General features: G+C 69.0%; 4 protein-coding genes. 3 read left to right on the top strand and 1 reads right to left on the bottom strand.

Annotation, left to right across the window (positions count from 1 at the left end; genetic code table 11):
- From ACTVZO_RS41765 to ACTVZO_RS41755, 3 genes are all read left to right on the top strand, one after another.
- A partial coding sequence (locus tag ACTVZO_RS41765; protein ID WP_443303766.1) for a hypothetical protein occupies positions 1–187 on the top strand: 187 nt, incomplete at its 5' end.
- A gap of 299 nt (positions 188–486) precedes the next feature.
- Complete coding sequence (locus ACTVZO_RS41760; RefSeq protein WP_443303833.1) at positions 487–1,020, top strand: hypothetical protein; 534 nt, start codon at positions 487–489, stop codon at positions 1,018–1,020.
- Between the two features lie 58 nt (positions 1,021–1,078).
- Positions 1,079–3,742, top strand: a complete 2,664-nt coding sequence (locus ACTVZO_RS41755; RefSeq protein ID WP_443303832.1) for a Helicase associated domain protein — start codon at positions 1,079–1,081, stop codon at positions 3,740–3,742.
- Positions 3,743–3,810: 68 nt separating this feature from the next.
- Here the strand turns inward: ACTVZO_RS41755 and ACTVZO_RS41750 are convergent, their stop codons facing one another.
- Positions 3,811–5,793 carry an AAA family ATPase gene (locus ACTVZO_RS41750; RefSeq protein ID WP_443303831.1) on the bottom strand — a complete coding sequence of 661 codons (1,983 nt, stop codon included), beginning with the start codon at positions 5,791–5,793 and terminating at the stop codon, positions 3,811–3,813.
- Positions 5,794–6,000 lie beyond the last annotated feature (207 nt).

Here is a 6,000-nt window from a genome sequence, read left to right as displayed (position 1 = left end):
CACATCGCTGCGCGATGTGCAAGTGAAGGCCCTCGCTGCGCGAGGGCTGGGCGGCCCGCTGCGCGGGCCTTGCCCCGGCTTCGCCGGGGCGGATGCCCTGCGCTGCGCTCCGGGCATCCAGGGCGCCGGCCCGCTGCGCGGGCAGGCGGGCCAGGTGCTCCGCACCCGGCCTTGGGGGTGGTGGTGAACGGGTGTGGTGCGGGCGGTAGGTGGCGGGGCGTCAAGGCCGCTCCGCGGCCGCGATGGGTGGGTCCGCTGCACTCCCCCACCCAGACGGGGTCTTCCGGCTTCGCCTCCAGACCCCTACAGGCCCGCTCCGCGGGCCCGGCTGGCAACAGGAGAGAGTGCGGGTCCCTCGATCGTGTCAGGTTTCAGTGTAGCACTGCATCAGCAAGATGCAGTATGTACCCTTGGCAGAAATAGGAGACGTCTCCAAACCGTCTCTCGCTGAGAACCGATTTTCCTCTCTCTGGAAGGAGTCGAGGCGTGTGGAGTGCTGAGGACGTGGCCCGTGATTCGGTTCGCCGTCAGGGGGACGGTCTGCCTCTGACCGCGGTTGGAGAACGGGTCGCGGAGGCGGCCGTCAGGGAGCAGGAGGCCGCTGAGCGTGCCCTGGTCGGCGGGACCTTCTCCGAGTACGAGGCGGAGCCGGAGCGGGTGGCCGGCATCTGGGCTGCCAAGCACGTGGAGTGGCGGCGTGTCAGGGACCTGATGGCCCAGTGCTCTTGGAGTCGGTACGAACCGGACCGGGACGTCCAGGGCTCTGAGTGGGCGCGGAGCCGGGCTGAGAGGCGTCAGGCGGTCCTGTCCGGGCATGCTGCGGACCTGGTTCGGCGGCAAGACGAACGGGATGAGCTGAGGGCGGAGCTGTGGCTGTCCGCGGGCCCCAGCCGGCTGATCCGGGTGGCGGCTGACCGGGCGGACCTGCGGCCCGTCGAGGTCCTGGCCCAGCTCGCCGAGCGGGTCGTGGTGGGTGAGGACGGCAGGGTATCCGTACCTCCGTTCTCGCCGTCCAGATGATTTCCCGCAGCCGTCTGAAAACCGCCAGAATTAGCCGCCGGAAGGGCAGGGAGTATCTGTGATTCAGCTCAAGGAACACCAGGTAGATCAGCGCTCTGCGTTTCGTAAGTGGGTGGGATTCCCTGCAAGGTCGTCTGTGCCCCCGCAGGGTGCCCGGGGCACGATCGTGTCCGCGACCGGCTCCGGGAAGACCATCACGGCTGCCGCGAGCGCCCTGGACTGCTTCCCCGGCGGCCGGATCCTCGTCACCGTCCCCACCCTGGACCTCCTCGCCCAGACCGCGCAGGCGTGGCGCCTGGTCGGGCACCGGGCCCCGATGGTCGCCGTGTGCTCGCTGGAGAACGACCCCGTGCTCACCGAACTCGGAGTGCGCACCACCACCAACCCGATCAAGCTCGCCCTCTGGGCCGGCTCGGGACCGGTCGTCGTGCTCGCCACGTACGCCTCCCTCGTCGACCGCGAGGACCCGACCGCACCCGAGGGACAGCGGCAGGTCCGCGGGCCCCTGGAAGCCGCGCTGACGGGCGGGGAGCGCTTGTACGGGCAGACGATGGATGGCTTCGACCTCGCCGTCGTCGACGAAGCCCACGGCACCGCCGGCGACCTCGGACGCCCCTGGGCCGCGATCCACGACAACACCCGCATCCCCGCCGACTACCGGCTCTACCTCACCGCGACCCCGCGCATCCTCGCGGCGGCCCGGCCGCAGCGCGGCGCGGATGGCCAGGAGCTGGAGATCGCGAGCATGGCCGACGACCCGGATGGGATGTACGGGGCCTGGCTCGCCGAGCTCGGACTCTCCGAGGCCATCGAGCGCGAGATCCTCGCCGGCTTCGAGATCGACGTGCTGGAGATCCGCGACCCCTCACCCATCCTCGGGCTCTCCGAGGAAGCGCTGCGGGGGCGCCGGCTCGCGCTCCTGCAGACCGCGCTCCTGGAGCACGCCGCCGCGTACAACCTCCGCACGGTCATGGTCTTCCACCAGCGGGTCGAAGAAGCCCGCGCGTTCGCCGAGAAACTCCCCGAATCGGCCGCCGAGCTCTACGCCACCGAAACCTCCGACGTCGACCTGGCGGCTGCGGAGAAGCTGCCGACGTCGTCGATCGAGGCGGAGTTCTACGAGCTGGAGGCCGGCCGCCACGTCCCGCCGGACCGGGTGTGGTCGGCCTGGCTGTGCGGCGACCACCTCGTCACCGAGCGCCGTGAGGCCCTACGGCAGTTCGCCAACGGCATCGACGCCAACAACCGGCGCGTCCACCGTGCGTTCCTCGCCTCCGTACGCGTCCTCGGCGAAGGCGTCGACATCACGGGTGAGCGCGGCGTCGAGGCCGTCTGCTTCGCGGACACCCGCGGCTCCCAGGTCGAGATCGTGCAGAACATCGGGCGTGCGCTCCGGCTGAACCGTGACGGCAGCACCAAGGTCGCCAGGATCATCGTGCCGATCTTCCTCCAGGCCGACGAAGACCCCGAGGACATGGTCGCCTCCGCCTCGTACGCACCCCTCGTAGCCGTCCTCCAGGGCCTGCGCTCGCATGACGCCCACCTCGTCGAACAACTCGCCTCCCGCGCCCTCACCAGCGGCCGCAGTAGGACCCACATCCGACGCGACGAGGACGGACGCATCATCGGCACCGGTGAGGGCGGGGGCGATGACCAGGGGGACGGCGCTGACGCCGCCGCCGAATCCGCATTGCTCCACTTCTCCAGCCCGCGCGGCGCAGCCGCCATCGCGGCGTTCCTCCGCACGCGCGTCTACCGGCCCGAATCGCTCGTGTGGCTCGAGGGCTACCAGGCCCTGCTGCGGTGGAGGGCGGAGAACGGGATCACCGGGGTGTACGCCGTCCCGTACGACACGGAAACCGAGGTCGGTGTTACGAAGGACTTCCCGCTCGGGCGATGGGTGCACCAGCAGCGCAAGGCCCTGCGCGCCGGGGAACTCGAGGACCGGCGCAAGTTGCTCCTGGACGCCCCCGAAGCCGGCATGGTCTGGGAGCCCGGCGAAGAGGCGTGGGAGGCCAAACTCGCCGCGCTCCGGGCGTACCGACGGGCCACCGGACACCTCGCGCCCCGCCAGGACGCGATCTGGGGCGAGAACGACGAGATGATGCCCATCGGGCAGTACATGGCCAACCTCCGGCGCAAGGGCGCCAAGAACGGACTCGGGAAGAACGAGGACACCGCGACGACCCGGGCCACGCAGCTCACCGCGATCGACAAGGACTGGAACTGCCCCTGGCCACTCGACTGGCAGCGCCACCAGCGCGTCCTGGCCGACCTGGTCGACGCCGACGGACAGCTGCCCGACATCGCGCCCGGCGTACTCATGGACGGCGACGACATCGGACGCTGGCTCCAGCAGCAGAAGCAGCCAGCCACCTGGGGCCGGCTCCTGCCCGAGCAGCAGGCACGGCTGACTGCGCTGGGCGTGGAGCCCACTCAGGCGCCGCCTCCGGCCCCGGCAGTCGGGCGTACAGCGAAGGGGCCGGGCAAGGCGCAGCAGGCGTTCCAGCGGGGCCTGGCAGCCCTTGCGCAGTGGGTCGAGCGGGAAGGTGCCCACCGGCCGGTGCCGCGCGCCCACGGCGAGGAGGTTGCGGTCGAGGGCGAGGCGGAGCCGGTGGTGGTCAAGCTGGGCGTGTGGGTCTCGAACACCAAGGCCCGGCGCGACAAGCTCGACACCGAGCAGCTCGCCGCGCTCGCCGCGCTGGGCGTGGACTGGGTGTAGTCGTTGTGTGGCCTTCCGGGATGCTCGTCCCGGAAGGCCACTGATCTACTCCGACGCTGCAGGGGTGCTCAGGAGGACGCGCTGAGCATCCTGAAGAGGTTCTCGAACCGGTCCAGCGTCTCGTCGTCGACCTGGGCGAAGAATGCGTCACGGTCGCTGGTGAGCTGGTGCGCGGGACCGACGTGGTCGAACGTTCCGGACTGGCTCCGCTTCTCCCGTGTGATCTTCAGCCGCATCAGGATCGCGGTGGGGACCTTGGTGACGATCAGGTCCGGCTCCTGCAGGTTGCTGCCCGTGGCCTTGTTGTAGAGCCAGAGGTAGTCCTTCGTGGTGAACAAGTCCTCGATGTCGGCGGTGTCCGGCAGGCCGTCGACCTGGCCAAGGACGGTGATGTGGGCCGGGTCGACGCCGACGGCCTCCGCGGCCGCGAAGACCTTGGAGGTGACCTTGGTGGCCTCCGCCCCGTCGATGAGGGCACGGACCCCCAGGCGCCGGCCGAACACCGCGACGAAGGCCGGCATGGTGCCGATGCCCCCCACCGGAATGATGGAGAGCCTGGGGTCGAGCCCCGTACGCCCCTGGCTGATCAGGTGTTCGGACAGGCGGATCAGGAAGACGTAGTCGCTGCTGCCTTCCACCATGAGGTGCGGCCCGGAGCCCAGGAAGAGGTGCTGGGCGACGGAGTAGCCGAGCGCGGCCTCGACCGGGAGGATCGTCTTGGGGTCGGCGGACAGGCTGACGGGGGTGATGACGACGCCCAGGGTCGGGTTCTCGCGGGTCGCCTGGTCGTGGATGGCGCGCATGGTCTCGTACCGGGTGGGATCGATCATGTGCTGGGAGTGCGTGGTGTAGAGGACTTGCTGCTTGGTGCCCAACTCCCCGTAGATGTAGCGCAGGAAGTCGCCCTGCGCCTCTCCGTGGAGGCTGGTGCCGGGTTCGTCGAGCAGGACGATGACGCGCTCGGGCTTGTCCCGGTAGGCGCTGAACGCGGCGAGGAACGAGAAGAACCACTGGAAGCCGGTCGAGCGGGTGGAGAAGTTGGTCTCCACCCCGTGTCGTTCGTCGCGCAGTTCGACCTTGAGGAGGCGGTGGTGGTCCACAGGCTGGCCGGTGCTCGGATCCGGCGGCATGGGGACCAGGTCGGTGTCGAAGACCACGGTGAGCGCGTCGTTCTGCTTCCAGTACTCGAAGACCTGCTCGCTCAGGTCCATGCTGGCCGCCTGGAGCTCGGCCTTGCGGCTGTCGTAGTCGTCGTCCAGGAAGTCCTGGGGGCCTTCGCCGGCGATCCGCAGGAGCGAGAGCATGGTCTCGTCTCCCTTGACCAGGTCGCCGTTCTCCTTGCGGGCAGCCAATGCGTGGAGGTCGCACTGGCCGGGGAGCAGCTCGTAGGTGGAGAAGTAGAAGAATTTCGGCAGCAGGCTGATGACCGCCGCGTCCTGGTCGTGGTCCAGGTCGTCCTCCACGAACACCTTGTACTTGTTGAGCTCCACGGCGATCTTCTCGACCGCCTTGGCCCGCGCGGTGCTCTTCTCGTCCTTGAGCTCCTTGGCGTGGGCCTTCGCCGCGGCGACTGCCGCGGCGACGGACTCGTGCTTCTCTGCCAGAGCTGCTCTGTCGGCCGGGTCGTTGATCCCTGCGTCGTCGAGGACCTGGTCCAGCACGACGTCGAGGTCGCACCAGAGCTGGGTCTGCAGGATGCCGCCGTAGGTACGAAGCGCCTTCACCCGGGTACAAGTCGGCGGCCGCACGCCGAGCACGGTCTCCAGGGCGTCGAGATCTGCCTCTTCCAGCGCGAAGGTGGCTTGCACCGGCACAGCGTCCTCCAGGTTCTTCTCCCGCTTGTCCCTGGCGAGTCGACGCCTCGGGTAGTCGGTGGTCACCTGGAAGCGGTCCGGGTTGTTCGCCGGGTTCAGCCGGTGGAGGGCGGTGAGGATGGTCGTCTTGCCCGACTCGTTCTTGCCGATCAGGCACGTGACACCAGGTTCCACCTGCATCGTCTGCTTGGTGGTGAAGTTTCGGAACGTCTCGATCTCCACGGACAGCAACAGCATCGGCGCGTTCCTCTCCAAGGGCCACGCTGCCCTCGGCGCTCAACGGCGGACCTGGCCCAGACGAGTCGAGATCCCGCCGCTCGTGATGGCTTGATCCACCCAGTATGAGATCCCTCAACAGCGGACACATCCGCTTTTCAAACACCCACCGGAAGGAGACGAAACAGTCGTATCCGGCCCCCCGACCCACAGGTGATCTCGCAGGTC

The organism is Streptomyces sp. IBSNAI002 (assembly GCF_052244475.1).
Lineage (GTDB): Bacteria > Actinomycetota > Actinomycetes > Streptomycetales > Streptomycetaceae > Streptomyces.
The sequence above is the reverse complement of the archived record's forward strand: the minus strand, read 5'-3'. Positions and strand labels throughout refer to the sequence as shown.